General features: G+C 37.1%; 13 protein-coding genes, 2 tRNA genes, 1 rRNA gene and 1 pseudogene. 15 read left to right on the top strand and 2 right to left on the bottom strand.

Annotated features, from left to right (window positions below; all coding sequences use genetic code 11):
- Positions 1-2 precede the first annotated feature (2 nt).
- The 11 genes and pseudogenes from IPK91_12950 (at position 3) to IPK91_12900 (ending at position 13,038) form a co-directional block, all read left to right on the top strand.
- On the top strand, positions 3-4,532 hold the full coding sequence (locus tag IPK91_12950; protein MBK8298155.1) for a gliding motility-associated C-terminal domain-containing protein: 4,530 nt from the start codon (positions 3-5) through the stop codon (positions 4,530-4,532).
- Positions 4,533-4,717: 185 nt separating this feature from the next.
- Positions 4,718-6,248, top strand: a 16S ribosomal RNA gene (locus IPK91_12945).
- 110 nt (positions 6,249-6,358) lie between these two features.
- Positions 6,359-6,435 (top strand) — tRNA-Ile (locus IPK91_12940).
- A 349-nt stretch (positions 6,436-6,784) separates the two neighbouring features.
- Positions 6,785-6,858, top strand: a tRNA-Ala gene (locus IPK91_12935).
- 51 nt (positions 6,859-6,909) lie between these two features.
- Positions 6,910-7,161 (top strand): annotated as a pseudogene (locus IPK91_12930) (GIY-YIG nuclease family protein).
- Positions 7,162-7,580: 419 nt separating this feature from the next.
- On the top strand, positions 7,581-7,856 hold the full coding sequence (locus IPK91_12925; GenBank protein ID MBK8298154.1) for a GIY-YIG nuclease family protein: 276 nt from the start codon (positions 7,581-7,583) through the stop codon (positions 7,854-7,856).
- 182 nt (positions 7,857-8,038) lie between these two features.
- Positions 8,039-8,248, top strand: a complete 210-nt coding sequence (locus tag IPK91_12920) for a helix-turn-helix transcriptional regulator (GenBank protein ID MBK8298153.1) — start codon at positions 8,039-8,041, stop codon at positions 8,246-8,248.
- Positions 8,249-8,252: 4 nt separating this feature from the next.
- Complete coding sequence (locus IPK91_12915) at positions 8,253-8,582, top strand: HipA N-terminal domain-containing protein (protein ID MBK8298152.1); 330 nt, start codon at positions 8,253-8,255, stop codon at positions 8,580-8,582.
- Positions 8,579-9,580, top strand: coding sequence for a HipA domain-containing protein (locus IPK91_12910; protein ID MBK8298151.1), 1,002 nt, complete (start codon positions 8,579-8,581; stop codon positions 9,578-9,580). The genes IPK91_12915 and IPK91_12910 overlap by 4 nt, the downstream gene beginning before the upstream one ends.
- Positions 9,581-9,907: 327 nt before the next feature.
- Entirely contained in the window at positions 9,908-11,071 is a 1,164-nt protein-coding gene (locus IPK91_12905) for a hypothetical protein (protein MBK8298150.1), read from the top strand.
- 113 nt (positions 11,072-11,184) lie between these two features.
- A complete protein-coding gene (locus tag IPK91_12900) occupies positions 11,185-13,038 on the top strand; it encodes a gliding motility-associated C-terminal domain-containing protein (protein ID MBK8298149.1) in 1,854 nt (617 codons plus the stop codon).
- Here the strand turns inward: IPK91_12900 and IPK91_12895 are convergent.
- Entirely contained in the window at positions 13,033-13,293 is a 261-nt protein-coding gene (locus IPK91_12895; protein MBK8298148.1) for a tyrosine-type recombinase/integrase, read from the bottom strand. The two genes, IPK91_12900 and IPK91_12895, sit on opposite strands and share 6 nt — an antisense overlap.
- 488 nt (positions 13,294-13,781) lie before the next feature.
- Here IPK91_12895 and IPK91_12890 point away from each other — a divergent pair, with 488 nt between their 5' ends.
- From IPK91_12890 to IPK91_12880, 3 genes are all read left to right on the top strand, one after another.
- Complete coding sequence (locus IPK91_12890; protein MBK8298147.1) at positions 13,782-14,087, top strand: hypothetical protein; 306 nt, start codon at positions 13,782-13,784, stop codon at positions 14,085-14,087.
- 89 nt (positions 14,088-14,176) lie between these two features.
- Entirely contained in the window at positions 14,177-14,623 is a 447-nt protein-coding gene (locus IPK91_12885; protein ID MBK8298146.1) for a DUF3592 domain-containing protein, read from the top strand.
- 18 nt (positions 14,624-14,641) lie between these two features.
- Positions 14,642-15,268 (top strand): hypothetical protein, encoded by a 627-nt coding sequence (locus tag IPK91_12880; GenBank protein ID MBK8298145.1) that lies wholly within the window; start codon positions 14,642-14,644, stop codon positions 15,266-15,268.
- Between the two features lie 156 nt (positions 15,269-15,424).
- On the opposite strand, the gene IPK91_12875 is transcribed toward IPK91_12880, so the two are convergent.
- Positions 15,425-16,018 carry a hypothetical protein gene (locus IPK91_12875; GenBank protein MBK8298144.1) on the bottom strand — a complete coding sequence of 198 codons (594 nt, stop codon included), beginning with the start codon at positions 16,016-16,018 and terminating at the stop codon, positions 15,425-15,427.
- A 176-nt stretch (positions 16,019-16,194) separates the two neighbouring features.
- Here IPK91_12875 and IPK91_12870 point away from each other — a divergent pair, with 176 nt between their 5' ends.
- The gene (locus IPK91_12870; protein MBK8298143.1) at positions 16,195-16,650 is read left to right on the top strand and encodes a DsrE family protein; all 456 of its coding nucleotides are present in this window, start codon (positions 16,195-16,197) and stop codon (positions 16,648-16,650) included.
- Positions 16,651-16,653 lie beyond the last annotated feature (3 nt).

Below are 16,653 nucleotides of genomic sequence, written 5' to 3'. Positions count from 1 at the left end.
AAATGAATTTTACGTTCTCAAAATATATTATTTCAACAATTTGTTTTAGTCTATTTTTGTTATCCGACACGCTTAGTCAAAGTAAATGTTGTTGCGGCTCGCCAACTGAATTGGACTTTTCCGGATTAGATTTTGAGATTGACCCTGCCCCTCCAATTGGTGGAGTCATAGTTTATTTTGCTGTAACAAATTTTGGACCCTGGAATTTGTCACAGGGAGCAATAGATCATGATGATAAAGATTATGTCCCGGGATTGAATTCAGGAAATCCAAATGGGCCTTCCAATTTTATTGATTTATTTGGGGGAGGTTCAGGAGGTGCAGCGGGTACCATAGAATATCCTTTAGATGGTTTGACTCCCGGCTATACTTATATTATTGAATTTTATTATGCAACGATATCAACGGTAGGAAATTTTTCTGCCAATTTGAAAGTAGCTAATGGTGCCTGGCTAAATGTAAGCTGGGCAGCTTCAAATTCAGGATATTCTATCTGGTTGAAGGGAAGCTATTCATTTGTTGCACAATCTTCGACTACGACAATGTCATTTAAAGATACGGGTGCAAGCTCTCCTGCTTATTCTGTCGGTGTTTTACTGGATGATATTAAAATATTCGAATGTCCAAATAATTTGGGAGGCCCAATTGTCAATAATCCTCCGGAAAATCTAGAAGTAGAATGTGATAAGGATATTCCAAATATTCCCAAGTTGGATATTAGTGATATTTGTGATTTAAATCCTTCGGTATCATTTAAAGAAAATACCGATATCATTGATTTCTGTACGAAGAAGATAACCCGTCAATGGATCATCAATGATGTATGTGGAAACATAACGAATCAAAAACAAATTATTGATGTAATTGATAAAACCCCGGCACAATTTTTAAAATATCCGGAAAATAAAATCGCATATTGTAATAGTAATGTTATAATTGAATTTATTGATTGGCTCAAAAAAAATGGAGATGCAATTGCAACAGATGCATGTGGAACAGTTCGTTGGAGACATATATTCCCTCGTTTGCCAAATACAAATTGTGATAGTATAACAGTTGATTTTATTGCAATAGATCCGTGTGGTAATGAAATTATTGAATCTGCTTATTTCCTGGTTAAAGACACTGTTGCTCCCATATTTATCAGCAAACCACAGGATAAAAACTTTATTGACAATATAAATATCAGAGATTCATTGAGATCCTGGCTTAGTACTTTTGGTTTTTCTAAAACCTCGTCACGTTGTGATACAATTATTATGAGTACTGATTTTGATGGAGACTCTACAAAAAATCCAATTCAAGTAAAATTTTATGTCAAAGACCGATGTGGAAATATAGATAGTGCCACGGCTATCTTTTCTTATCAAAATTCCAGAGTATTGTGTTGTTGCGGCGCACCCAGGCAATTGGATTTTCCTGGATTGGATTTTGAAATTGATCCGTTTCCACCTTTAAATAACTATTTTTATTATACTGCATTTACTACGTTTGGTCCATGGAATGTTACCCAAGGGACAATTGATCATGGGGGTGCGGAATACTGTGGAGGACTTGGACTCGGAAATCCTAACGGGCAAAGTCACTTTATAGATTTGTTTGGTTCACCGTCTACTGGCAGCATTGCCGGCACGATAGAATATCCATTGTATGGCTTGACTCCCGGATACCAGTATACCATTAAATTTTGGTATGCAACATTCACATCGAATGGGAGTTTTTCTGCGAATTTAAAAGTTGCAAATGGATCCTGGCTTAATGTAAGTTGGACTGCAAATAATCCGGGGGCTGCTGTTTGGTTAGAGAAGACATATACATTTGTTGCACAAGCTACAACTGCCACTCTTTCCTTTACAGATACTGGTTCCAGTTCAGCCACCTATCAAATTGGAATGCTGATAGACGATATTACAATTTTCGAATGTCCGACCGATCTTGAAAAACCTGTAGTCAACAACCCTCCTGATGATTACAATGTAGAATGTGATTTGGATGTGCCACCGGTTCCAATTTTAGACATCACGGATAATTGCGATGCGGACCCAGTGATTGCATTTAGAGAAACTAAAGAAACATTTGATCCGTGCACTAAAAAAATTACCAGAAGCTGGGACATCAAAGACGATTGTGGCAACATTCAAACAGAAGTTCAAATTATAAATATCATAGATCAATTTCCACCAGAATTTACACAATTGCCTAAAGATACTTTTACTTATTGTCAACAAGATGTATTGAAACTATTTAATGATTGGGTAAGACAAAATGGATTTGCCATAGCAACAGATGCCTGTGATGTAATCAATTGGAATTCGAGTTTCATTCGAACGCCCCGATTGGCTTGCGACACGGTAATTGTTACATTTAAAGCAACAGATCATTGTGGAAAAGAAAGTACAGAATCTGCAAAATTTATAGTTAGAGATACCAGCGCTCCCCGTTTTATTTTACCTGCAATTGATAAATCGTTTTCTTGCATTCCAAATGTCCGCGACAGCTTGCGAAGTTGGTTACAAAATTTTGGCTATTCTTCCAATGCTATGGACTGCGATACAATCATCCGATCCAGTAATTTTGACGGAGATTCAACGAAAAATCCAATGGTCCTTACATTTTATGCAAAAGACCGGTGTGGAAATATTGACAGCAGTACCGCAAGTTTTAGCTATCGAAGTGGAACCGATACTTTTCGGATCACTCAATTCTCCTGCACTTTTCCCGGAAACAGTTTGGATACCATGGTGTTTAGTTCCGGTGGCTGTGACAGTGTCGTCATTTCTGAAAAAATAAGACGAAGTGCTGACAGCACCTATATCAATACATCGAGTTGCGATCCTAAAATAAACGTTTTTGATACCCTGCGATTGAACAATCAGTTTGGCTGTGATTCCATCATTTTTACACAGGTCGTTATTCATCCCATGGATACCAGTCGACTAAAAATTTATGATTGCAGTTTTACAAGTATTGTTGTGGATACCGCTGTTTTTATCGGAAAGTTTTGTGATTCACTGGTCTTGACCGAAAAAATTCCATTGCGAAAGGACAGTATTTTTATTCAACAAAGCAGTTGTGACAGTTTGGATGTAGGATTCAAATTTCTAAATCTCACCAATGTTTTTGGATGTGACAGTGTGGTAGGTATTAACACCACATTTTCTGGAGTTATCACGCAATTTATTTCAAAAAACGAATGCGGTTTGATTAAAAACTATACCGATACCCTCGTCTTCTCAACATCCAATTGCGACAGTTTGGTAATAACCAATCACATCGGATTAAAAATTGATACCAGCTTTATTCAACAAAACAGCTGCGATTTAAGCCAAGCAGGCGTTGATACCATCATTTACCAAACAGCAACATGTGACAGCATCGTAATCGTCAATACGCAATTTATTCCTTCAGACACTACATTTATCCAACAAACCAGCTGTGATCTAAATTTAGTTGGCATTACCAGCAAACTTTACAATACGTCCACGTGCGACAGTCTGGTAATTATCAATACACAATTTACACCTTCCGATACCACACGAATTTTTCTAACCAGTTGTGATGTCAATCAAGTCGGTATAGACAGTATGCTCTTTGCTACAAGCACCTGTGACAGTTTGGTAATTATCAATACGTCCTTTAAATCTTCTGATACCAGTTTAATTAATCAAAGTACTTGTTTGGCTTCAGCAGCTGGGCTGGATACAATTCAGTTGCAAAAGAGCAATGGATGTGACAGTTTAGTGATCACAAATACCCTGTTGGTTCCTTTGCGTTTGCAATTTAAATTGGATTCCATAAGTTGTCATGACAAAGCAGATGCAAAGATCCGTATACTCAACGAGCAGGATTTTAATAAACCTTATGTTGTTTATTTAAATCAAAGCAATATAGGTCAACAAAACCAACTCACTAATTTGGGTCCCGGAAAGCATCAGGTTTATATCAAAGACCAGCAGGGTTGTATAACAGATTCAATAGAAATCGATTTTCAAAATCCGGAAGCTTTTACAACGGAATTGGGAAATGAGCAACTGGTCAATAAAGGCAGTCAGGTTCAATTGCTGTTACAAACCAATCACAATTGGCAGCATATCCAATGGAATCCATCGGGAGTGATCGGATGTGTAGATTGCAATCCAGTAACCTTTCAAGTGAATCAGGATACCTGGATATTCAGTTTAGCAATTGATGAACGAAATTGTGAAAGTTTAGATTCTGTTTTAATCCGTGTTCGGGTAGATGCCAAAGTTTTTGTACCCAATAGTTTTAGTCCGAATGGAGACAACATCAACGATTATTTTTATGTGCAAGGTGACCCACAAGCGGTAGTTCAATTAATGCAAATTTTTGATCGCTGGGGAAATCAGGTATTTGAAGCACGCAATGTTCCGGTCAATGAGCCTTTAAAAGGATGGAATGGAAAAGTAGAGGAACGCCATTTAAATCCAGGAGTTTATGTCTATTATATAGAAATCAGCAATACGGCCTTAGAAATCCAGCGAATCTGGGGAGATCTCAGTTTGATACGATGATCTGGATATTTTTCAAAAAGATATTTTGAGAAACAGTCTTAGAATGATACTTTTGCAGTCCTTTTGAGAGAAACACTCAAGGGGAAACGATCTTTGATAGGATAAGCTAGGAAGGAATTTAAGAAAAACCTGAAAATTATTTGAGAGGCCAATGGATCGAAAGTCACTAGACTGTAAGATACAGTACTATGGAGAGTTTGATCCTGGCTCAGGATGAACGCTAGCGGGAGGCTTAATACATGCAAGTTGAGCGGTAAGTTGTTTATAGCAATATAGATGACCTAGAGCGGCGCACGGGTGAGTAACGCGTACATAACCTGCCCTATACAGGAGGATAGCCTTGGGAAACTGAGATTAATACTCCATAGTATTATTTGATTGCATAATTAGATAATTAAAGATGAGTCGGTATAGGATGGATGTGCGTCTGATTAGCTAGTTGGTAGGGTAACGGCCTACCAAGGCGATGATCAGTAGGGGGCGTGAGCGTGGACCCCCACACGGGTACTGAGACACGGACCCGACTCCTACGGGAGGCAGCAGTAAGGAATATTGGTCAATGGAGGAAACTCTGAACCAGCCATCCCGCGTGAAGGATGAAGGGGCTCTGCCTTGTAAACTTCTTTTGTCTGGGGCGAAAAAGCTCGATTTATCGAGAACTGACGGTACCAGAAGAATAAGCACCGGCTAACTCCGTGCCAGCAGCCGCGGTAATACGGAGGGTGCAAGCGTTATCCGGAATCACTGGGTTTAAAGGGTGCGTAGGCGGCTTAGTAAGTCAGTGGTGAAAGGCTGTGGCTTAACCATGGAATTGCCATTGATACTGCAGAGCTTGAATGAGGTTGAGGTTGGCGGAATGTGACATGTAGCGGTGAAATGCTTAGATATGTCATGGAACACCGATTGCGAAGGCAGCTGACTGGACCTATATTGACGCTGAGGCACGAAAGCGTGGGGAGCGAACAGGATTAGATACCCTGGTAGTCCACGCCCTAAACGATGCTTACTCGTTGTTTGACTGAAAAGTTGAGTGACTAAGAGAAATCGATAAGTAAGCCACCTGGGGAGTACGACCGCAAGGTTGAAACTCAAAGGAATTGACGGGGTCCCGCACAAGCGGTGGAGCATGGGTTTAATTCGATGATACGCGAGGAACCTTACCTGGGCTAGAATGCGCGTGAATGATTGTGAAAGCAATTAGGCCTAGTAATAGGACACAAAGCAAGGTGCTGCATGGCTGTCGTCAGCTCGTGCCGTGAGGTGTTGGGTTAAGTCCCGCAACGAGCGCAACCCTTGTCTCTAGTTGCCAGCATGTAATGATGGGGACTCTAGAGAGACTGCCGGCGTAAGCCGAGAGGAAGGTGGGGATGACGTCAAGTCATCATGGCCTTTATGCCCAGGGCGACACACGTGCTACAATGGCCGGTACAGAGGGAAGCCAGACCGCGAGGTTGAGCAAATCCCAGAAAGCCGGTCTCAGTTCGGATTGGAGTCTGCAACCCGACTCCATGAAGTTGGAATCGCTAGTAATCGCGCATCAGCCACGGCGCGGTGAATACGTTCCCGGACCTTGTACACACCGCCCGTCAAGCCATGGGAGCCGGGGGTACCTGAAGATGGTGACTTTACTGGGAGCTATCTAAGGTAAGACCGGTGACTGGGGCTAAGTCGTAACAAGGTAGCCGTACCGGAAGGTGCGGCTGGAATACCTCCTTTTAAAGAGAAAAACAATATTGACTTCGGTCAGATTGACTCTAATTGTTTATTATTAGGCTTCTTTTTAATGGAATTTTTTGTTCATCCTGGCTATCCTTTTTTTAAAAAATAGTCTCGTAGCTCAGTTGGTTAGAGCACTACACTGATAATGTAGGGGTCCCCAGTTCAAATCTGGGCGGGACTACCAAATGTTACAAAGAAAATTATCTTTGTACCGTTTTTTAAATTAAGAAATCAGCAATTGATTGACTTTTGACTACTAATTGCTGACTACTGTCCTCGGGGGATTAGCTCAGCTGGCTAGAGCATGGCGCCAAAAGCGCCAGGGTCCTGGGTTCAAAAACCAAACTACTTGTAATGATGAGTAGTAAATATAAAACAAACTATCACTTGGGGGATTAGCTCAGCTGGCTAGAGCATGGCGCTTTAGGCGCCAGGGTTCTGGGTTTCTCCTTCTTCGCTTCCATTTAATGTATGGAAGCTTTTATATTTACTTTTTCATTTTATTGATGCTTTGCATCTATAAAATTTGACTTGGGGGATTAGCTCAGCTGGCTAGAGCACCTGCCTTGCACGCAGGGGGTCCTGGGTTCGAATCCCTGATCCTCCACATAAAGACTGGACTTTAGTCCGGTCTTTATTTTTAACACCCTTATTTCGAATGTATACTGTTTATATTTTATTCAGTCAAAAACTGAATAAGTTTTACGTTGGTTCTACCCAGAATTTTGAACAAAGATTTATCCAACATAATCATGGTAAAACCCCATTTACCAAAACTTGAATTCCTTGGATTCTTATTTATTCAATTCCATTGGAAAGTCGCTCACAAGCTATCCTGTTAGAAACAAAAATCAAGAAAAGAGGTATTGAACGATACTTAAAGGACATTAATCCTATGATAGAGAAATAACTCAACTCGTTAGAGTAGTTTCTTTTTTGAGTCAGGGGCCTGGGTTCTAATGCAGACAAACAAGGCATATAAATTATTAAATAAATTTTACTTATACCGCCTTGATGTCTGCATGCCAACATACCCGTGGGAAAAATATTCAAATGTGAAAAAACATAAACGGGGATCGTCGGCATCCCTGATCCTCCACACTGAAGGGCTGTCTTTTTAGACAGCCCTTTTTTATTTGTAGTAAAATGGGTTCGAATGCTGACGATCAAGGCTTAAAATTCATTCTATAATTTTAACTAACTCGGCCTTGATGTCAGCATGCCGACATCCACTGTTCTGTTTTCTTTACATGTTAAATAGCTAAAACAGGGGATCGTCGGCATCCCTGATCCTCCACAAAGCTCTTGGTAATTTTACCAAGAGCTTTTTTGAACACCCTTGATTTAAAAATGTATACTGTTTGCATCTTAATTAGTGCATTATTAAATAAATATTATGTTGGTTCTACCCAACATTTTGAAATTTGTTTTGAAGAACATAATCACGGTAAATCAAAATTTACGAGTAAAGGAATTCCCTGGGTCCATATTCTTTCGATCCCTGTCGAAAATCGGTCTCAAGCTATTCTGTTAGAAACCAAAATCAAGAAAAGAGGTATTGAACGATATGTAAAAGTTAACTGCAATGCTTGGGGTCACTGCTAACTTTGAATATTTGTGCCTTGAACAAACTGACAATAAAACAAAAGTGAACTCACACTAAAATTTGATTCAATAAGGTTTGCCCTTCCATCTCCCATGAATTTTCTACAAAATCACATTATGTTGTGATTTTACTTGCTTAATTAGAAAACAAAAACTACTTTTACCATACAAATCACACTATAATGTTAGTCAAGCAACTTGGGGAAACCATAAAACACAGAAGAAAAGAGTTGGGTATAACTCAACCACACCTAGCAGAACTGGCTAAAGTAAGCACCAATACGCTGTATAAACTGGAACGAGGACAGGGTAATCCGTCACTGGATGTGCTAAACAAATTAGCAGAAGTGTTGGGAATGGAATTGCTACTTGAAGTGAAAAAGAAACATTGAATAAATGAGAGCAATGGAAATATACCGTAACGGAATTTTAGCTGGAACGCTGACGGAAGAAAATCGTCAGCATTTTGTGTTCAGGTATGACGACAATTATTTTAATGATGTGACCAAACCGGCTATCAGTTTAACAATACCAAAAACTCAAAAAGAATACAGCAGCGAAATTTTGTTCCCATTTTTTTTTAACTTACTAAGTGAAGGTGTAAACAGAAAATTGCAATGCACTCAATTGAAAATAGACGAAGAAGACAATTTCGGTTTGTTGATGGCGACAGCACAGTTTGATACGATAGGAGCAGTAACAGTAAAACCAATCACAGCAAAATGAACTTAGATGAATTGAAATATTGCCCGGGAACTTTGGCCGAAGGGTTTACAACTTACAGTCCAAGTTGTTTACGAAATTTGTTTAGTGGCAAAAAAGTAAATCATGTTTTGCCCTATGAACAGCCACAGCAAAGTGAAGAAGTAGCAGAAAAATTTATGGAAAACCGCAAACGCATTTCAATATCGGGTGTACAAGAAAAATTAAGTTTTCTGCTTGAGAAAAATCTGCTGCGTTTGACTAACGAAGGAGAACAAGGGACTTACATACTCAAACCAATACCAAGAGATTTAAAGAAGGTTGACCAAGTTCCCGCAAACGAACATCTGACAATGCAAATAGCGAAACAGGTTTATGGATTAAACGCTGCCGAATGTGCCATGATATTTTTTAAGAATGGCTCACCTGCATACATAACCAAACGATTTGATGTAAAAGAAGAAGGCGGAAAGTGGGGGAAGGAAGATTTTGCAACACTGGCAGGAAAAACAAAAGACAATGCCGGAGCCAATTTCAAATATGAATACAGCTATGAAGAAGTTGGAATGCTGATACAAAAATATGTTCCGGCTTGGAGAGTGGAGATAGAAAAATATTTTTCGTTGGTGGTTTTCAATTTCCTGTTCTCTAATGGTGATGCACATTTGAAAAACTTCTCTTTGCTTGAATCATCCAAAGGTGATTATTTGCTTAGTCCTGCTTACGATTTGGTAAATACAATGCTGCATGTGGACGATTCAGATTTTGCGTTGGACAGGGGATTGTTTGCCGATAATTTTAAAAGTGATGCATACAAAAAAAACGGACACCCTTCTAAAACCGACTTTATTGAATTTGCAAAAAGAATAGGTGTAACAGAAGGTAGAGTTGAAAAACTATTGAGTCCATTTTTAGAAAAGCATCCTTTTATGGAAACATTGGTGAGCCGTTCATTTTTAAGTGATGCAAACAAGAGAGGGTATTTGCTGATGTATAATACGAAACGAAAATACCTGACATGACAAGAAGTTAATATTCCAACACATTTACCGACTTCTTGCAAGACGATGAGATGAAAATTCTTGGACAGCTAAGTTTGAAGCACAGTCATGCACTTGAGGCCTTACAGAAGAACGCATGGGTCAAGCAATTTAAAATACTTAAAATTTCTCTCAAGCAATTTTACAAGGGACAAATCCATTAGGATGTTTTGGTTAGTTAAGTTAAATGTGTAAATATTTCATCAAATAATTTATCTTTAAGTTATCTTCTTCTCAACGACCTTGAATTGAACTTATTAGAAAGCGTTTAACAGTATAAGGGGGTCTTATAAAAAGCAATATGCAGTGATGAAAAATGTATATATTTTTTGGATATGTTTATTTTTGATTATTGGAGTTAGTTTCAGGAGTTTAATTTGGGATATTGATGTTATTGAAATAGAACTATATAAGAATAATAATTCCTTGGTTAAAAAAAAGGAAAATCAGTTTACAGCCTATGAAGATATCCTCAGGTCAAAGAGAAATATCACCAGAATTGGTGAATCTGTTTACAATCAAATTTCAGTATTACTAAAAGATTCCTGCCCAACAGGGCTTGAAACTTCAATTTGGTATATTGGTGAGCATGGTTTAAATTGGAACAAGGGCTTCTCTGCAGTTGATACCGGATATGCAATTCGCGGTGGTGAAGCCCAAACATCTATTTGTGATCGCAATGGCAATTTGTTGTTTTATACAGACAATAATGACATATTTAATTCACTGCACCAGGTTATGGATAATGGCAATATTTATTTTCCAAGTCGAGCTGGTGGTCGATCAAGTACAATGAATCTAATCCTACCTGAACCTGGCAGTGATTCTTTGTATTGGTTTTTTTATCCGGATCAGATAACAGACCAAACAGATACCTTTGCTAAAAAACTCAGATATGCTATTATTGATATGAGTCAAAACGGAGGACTTGGAAAAGTAGTTCAAAAACATCAAATCCTGATGGATACCTCATCGGAGCGAGTGGAAGGAATACGTCATTGTAATGGTAAAGACTGGTGGATCATTGGGCAGAATGCTATTACTGAGCAATTTACAGTTTGGAAACTGGACCAAAATGGATTAAGTCTGAATGGTAAAATGAACTCTGGCGTTTCTAATAATATTGATTGGAAATTTGCGTTAAGAGGTTACTTAAAGTCTTCGCATTCTGGAGCTCAAATTGCTGAAGTTACTTCGGGATACGATCGAGTAAACAGGATTTATCTAAATGCAATAGAATTGCATCATTTTGATCCATTGACCGGAACAATATACAATGGATTACCTCTTACTTTTAATTTGTATAATGAATTTGTATACGGAGCTGAATTTTCATCCGATGATAGCAAACTTTATATTACAGGCTCAAAGATATGGCAAATTGACTTAAGTGTTCTTGATACCGCAGAAATTAATAAAAGCCTGGTGTTGATATCTGATCAATACAGAAGAAATACAGGGCTCCGGTATTAGGACCTGATGGGAAAATTTATATAACATCATTTTTTAGTGGAGATTTTCTTTATACAATAGAAAAACCGAATAAAAAAGGCTTAACCTGTGATTTTCTATTACAAGGATTTTATTTGGGAGATAAATCAGGACTTGGAGCACCTCATTTTGCACAAAGCTTGCAGTTTCCTTACAGACTTTATACACATGGCCCGTATGAATTTTGTGCAGATACTACTGTCAGGTATGTGTTGACGGATCCTTGCCCTCATCCGGATCTTCAATGGGAGTTACCCGACGGAGGAGTGATTACCAATCACAATGGAGATACGATCGAAGTTTATTTTGCAAAACCAGGATATAAACGGGTCATAGCTGCCTATCCCACTCCCTGCGGATATAAAAGTGATACCCTTAAAATAAAGGTCAATAATTGCAATTGCAAGCCTTCATTTAATTGGTTGCAACAGGATACGCTAGTTTGTATTGGGAGTCCGGCCAGGTTTAAATTCAACTCAAATGCAGACAGTGTTTTTATCAATGGAAAATTTCTACAATCGGACAGTTTTGATTTAGCATTGTTGAACACTGATACCTGTTTGGATATGAAAATTCAGTTTGATGAGTTTTGTGATAGTAGCATTTTGGTTTGTATAAAGTCTATAAAACAATCAATTATACATCGGGATAGTCTATGGTTTTGTTCTGGAGATACACTTTATATTGATAACTTTCCTTATTACGGCGATACCCTGTTATCATTCACCCATCAGGATCAATCAGGTTGTGATTCGGTATCTTATATACAACTAATAAGAAATCTTCCTTCCAATTCATCTACTGAACAGGTTTGGATTTGTTCCGGTGATTCAGTTCGTATTGATCAGAAATGGTATAAGGATAGCATTGATATTGTTCAGACACATTCAGATCGAAATGGATGTGACTCAAATCACATAATTCAAGTGAGGGTGTATCCTAAGAATCAAATCAATCAATTTAATCATATCATGTGCAAAGGAGATTCCGTATTGTTTTCAGGTGTATGGTATAAAGACAGTTTACAAAAAGAAATAGTGTTTCCCAACTATCAGGGTTGCGATTCTATTTGGGCACTTAACATAAAATTGTATGTCTCACAAATATCAGATACCAGTAAATATGAAATGTGTCCAGGAGATTCAATCCAAATCGAAGGTAAATGGATTTATAATACCGCTCAAATTGAAACACATTATCAAGATATAAACGGATGCGATTCAGTACATTGGTCCTTAATTAAATTTAAGGAAATACCAAAAACTGTAAACCTACAATTTTATATTTGTCAGGGAGATTCCATATGGATAGAAAACAACTGGATTAAAAATGAAAGGAACTGGATCATCCGCAAGCATAATCAGAATGGATGCGATTCAACATATAATTATACGACAACTTGGTACGACGATATAATAGTTGATGTACTCACGGAGCAAGACATGGAAGAAGGTGATTCACTATTAATAGATCCATATTATTCGTCCAATGTAAGCCGGGTTATCTGGTCCCCATCTACCGGATTGAGTTGTATAAATTGCTTCCGACCAAAAATCAGTCCAGCAGTGGATACCAAATACTATATTACTGTAAAAGATGACAATGGTTGCACATCTGTTGATTCCATATTTATAAGGGTAATTAAAAAGGAAAAAGATCTTTATGTACCCAATAGTTTTAGCCCAAATGGGGACAAGATCAATGATCATTGGGGACCAATTCTGGAGCAAGGAAGTGGGACATTAGAAAGTATACAAGTATTTGATCGTTGGGGAAATCGGGTATTTGAATGTAGTAGAGAGTTGGTCAATACATACCAGTGTTTACAATGGGATGGCAGTGTACAAGGCAAAAAATGTTTGCCGGGGGTGTATGTCTATCAAATTGTGTGGAAAAGTACAACTGGGGTAATTCATAAAAAAGCAGGTGATATAAACCTATTTTTATAGCTCCAGAAAATTCATCAAATCATTGCTAATTTCCTTTTTGGTTTCGTTATCGAAACCAGCAAAATAATTTTGAGTAGTTTTTTTATCACTGTGACCAAAAGCCTCGCCAATAATCTCCATGCTTTTACCTGAACGTATCAAATTTGTTGCAAAACTATGTCTGGCCCAATAACTTGAAATTTCATCTGTAATTCCATTATTGGCAGCCAGAACTTTCAGATTTTGGTTTACGGACCTTGTAAAATTCTTGATCATATTGAATTTGGGTATTGATCCAAGCTTTAATTATTTTTTTATATCACTTTAGCCAGGTTCGTTCAACAAAGTCGTAATGAAAAGTAATTATATATCTGATTGATGAAAATGAAACAAAAGGAGCATTTATGATTTAACCAATGGCATAAATGGCCCATAAATTTTCGTCTTACTTAAGATGAAAGGTCGATTATCATATCATGATATTTATCTACCATATCATTCTCAAAAGAATCAAAATATCCCTGAGTCATCTTTTCTAATGTATATCCGAGTGCTTCGCTAATGGTTGTGGTTGACACTCTAATTTCTATTGGCTTTTATTGCATATTTATGCCTACAAACATAGCTTCAATTAAAGATTCAATTCTAATCAAAGCTCCCATCAATTTCGGATTTTGTTTACTAAATTTACATTTTCCAGTACATTAGCAAAATAATCCAATCCAACTATTTTTAAATTGACCTCACATTAATCCATAATATCAATGCTTCACACACTCCTCAATAAACTTTACTGGCCTTGTTTTATCATTATTGCACTTGTGTTATTGATGTTTATATTATTGTATTTCTATCAAATCAATGACTGGTCGGATAGAAATTATTACAACTGGATGAATTTTAAACGCATCTTTTTGGCTCTGGGTATTTTAGTTGGTTCGTATTATATGAAGCATATTGGGAATGAGCGGGCAGCCAACCTTATTTTATACATTCCTATAGGAATCTTTATTCTCGTTATAATCGGTGGACTGATTATCTTACTTCTCTTTATGCAATCCGGGAAATAATTATTTTTGCAATTGGTTTCAAATCATTTTTAATTGTTCAATTATAATTCCGATTCGTTAGCAAGTAATTTTAAAAACAGTCCGCAATTATGGAGCTTATTGAAAATATATTAATTTCCATTGGACCCATTTTAGTCTTATTGGGTACATATTTATTAATTCTTGCCCATCAAAAAAGCAATGAAATTGCACATACCTTGTCCAAGGGTCAAGTAGCTGATGGAATGGTTATCGAAATGCGAGACGAATCCGGTAATACAGTGGAATCATTTAATAATCATCCTGTGGCTCCGGTCGTCGAGTTTAAAACTGATAATGGAAAGTATATGCATTATTCAAGGACGTTTCAAAACCCGAGTCCCTATAAACCAGGTCAATCTGTTAAAATTTATTATTACATATACAAGTCCATTCAACAGTTTGCTTTGGAAGATGATCAAACAGGAAGCTTGCCCAGCAAATTATTTCGGTGGGGGCTTGTTTTTTGTGCCGTTGGATTTCCTGGGCTGGTAATCAAATTGTCCCAGCTCTTGTAATTTGGCAGCTTTAAAACGATGCCCAGAGTTATTTTATTGAATCCATTTGTTAAACATTATGCTGGCAGTGTTTTTGATTTAAATGAAGCAGTTTATCCATCTGACTGGGATGTAGATGAACGAAATTTAGAAAAACAATCCAGATTTGCAAATAAAATTTACCTGCTTCCAGATGCCGGAAACGGCAGATCCGCTGAATTGCCTGTGCAGGATACGATGCTTTGTTCGGAAGAAATTTTCATCAACATCAATATCAAAAATGGTCCGTGTCGGATTACAGCAGTCAAAGAGCATCCAATTGACCCTGAAACTATTCAATTAATTACAGAACGATTCTTAAAAGTACAGTTAGAAGGAACACTATTTCCATTTAATAATAACATTTTATTGCTAAGCACTGGTGAGAAGAAATTCGATACGATTGAAATTTACGATAGCTTAAGCAATCAGAAAATCCAGCAGTTCGATGGATTTTCTGACACTAAAACGATTAACTTTCAAGAAGCGTATCCGGGCTTTTATCGGGTTCTGTTTTTTAACAGTCAAATGCCCGTTCTAGAGTTGTCTTTATTTAAAAATTTTCCTCTCGTTGTAAGTCCCATTAAATATACAAACAGATTTCAATGCATTCCTACTGTATGGTAATTAACAAGTAATTACAACTATTTTTTAAAACCCTACAAGAAATTCTACATCATTGCATCAACATACAAGTAATACCAGTTAAAATCTTACAATCAAAGGAAGCATAGTTATAGTTTAATTGAAATGAAATTAAAACAGAAGTAGATTCCGAAAAAATTAATCATAATTCATGGTGGAGATGTAATCAATTTTCCATACACCATTCAATTTGCTCATATCAATTTCATAAGCAAAATCTCCTAGAATGGTCGCTACGGCTTTTTGGTCTGAAGTCATTTTTACTTCAATCGTTAAACTGTCAATAGCATTCCATACTAACTCGGGTTCCTGAGTGATCAACACCAAATCAAATTCAAATCCTTCCGGCGGACCTTCTGATACGGGATTCTCTTTCAAATAAACAGCTTTGGATTCAAAATATTTATTCCACTCTTTAAGATAATCTGGTGAGATCAATCCACTGGATTCAAGATTTTTTAAATACTGAGAACATTCAGATAAATTTACCTGATAGTTACTTGATTTATCTTTAGCTAAAAATTTAACTTGATTAACCATTGCATAATGTTCTTGATACCAATGGATAAATTTTCTTATTCCCTGTACGATCGCAGTGGTATCATTTTCCGGAGCTTTAATAACTTCAGCTTGAATGGGTGTTTCCTGAATGGGAGCACTCACAGATTGCTTACAAGAAAATAACGCAATTAAAAAAAGGCAAACAAATTGAATTAAGTTCGTTGATTTCATTTGATGTTATATTAAATAATCCCTGATTTAGGTATTATTCATAACAAAGATAGTTCATCCTCATTTAATTAAATTTGAAATTGTGCTCCAAAATAAGTCATTTTACCATTTTTCTGAATGTTTGAAATTGTATTATATTTGGACTCTTAATTTATTCAATTTAATAAACCTAAAATATGCTTAGAATATTTTTATTCCTAATTTCTGGCTTTCTTTTCAACAGCCTTTCTGCTCAAGGTAGCACAAACCCAAACCCTTCCAAATCAAAAAATTCTAAAGCCGTCAAACACCGGGTTGTCATGCAACTGACGACAAACGACACTGCTTCCTGGAAAGGTTTAATGAATAATCTTAAGAATCTGCGTGAGGGATGGGGCGATGCAGTGGAAATTGAAGTAGTCGCTCATTCAAATGGGATTGAATTATTGATGAATGCAAAAACCACCCAAAAAATGAAAATTGATGAATTTATTCATTCCGGTGTTCGCTTTGTTGCCTGTGAAAATACCATGAAGCAAAAAAATATTAAAAAGGAAGAAATCTTACCTGAAGTTGGATTCGTGCCTATGGGAATTGGAGAAATTATTATGAAGCAGGAGAAAGGTTGGAGCTATCTTAAAGCAGGATTGTAAAAT

Source organism: Saprospiraceae bacterium, assembly GCA_016712145.1.
GTDB lineage: Bacteria > Bacteroidota > Bacteroidia > Chitinophagales > Saprospiraceae > Vicinibacter.
Note: the sequence above shows the minus strand (reverse complement) of the source record. Positions and strands in the feature narration are given on the sequence as shown.